The following is a 399-nucleotide window of genomic DNA, read 5'->3' on the forward strand; positions in this document are numbered from 1 at the left end:
GGCGCTCATGGCCTGATACAGCAGATCCTGGATCTCGTCCACGCCTCCTCCCCGCAGGCTCACCGCGATGGAAACAGGCACTTCGAAGTAATCCTTCATAACCTGGCGGAATTTCACACTCATCACGCTGGCTTCCCTCTTAAAGTCATCCATGCCTTCCGTTGACAGTACCAGGACAAATCCGCTCTGCTCCCGCCGCAGAACGCAGCTGTTGTCAAAGAAGCCCTTTACCATGCCGCTGATTATGTCTTCCGCAAACCCCATGACCTTTTTCTGGTCCGCTCTTGTAAATGCCTCGGAAAAGCCCTCAAATCCATAGTTAAAATTGATCAGCATCAGCGCCGGCCGTGGATATCGCTCCCGGATTAAAACGGAAAGCCCGGCATCCGCCTCCACATC

At 53.9% G+C, this 399-nt stretch carries 1 protein-coding gene; it reads right to left on the reverse strand.

What is annotated here, in order from left to right:
- A partial coding sequence (locus tag NE664_15120; protein MCQ4727964.1) for a DNA-binding response regulator occupies positions 1 to 336 on the reverse strand: 336 nt, incomplete at its 3' end.
- Positions 337 to 399 lie beyond the last annotated feature (63 nt).

Origin of the sequence: Anaerotignum faecicola (assembly GCA_024460105.1) — a bacterium.
In the GTDB taxonomy this organism is placed as follows: domain Bacteria; phylum Bacillota; class Clostridia; order Lachnospirales; family Anaerotignaceae; genus JANFXS01.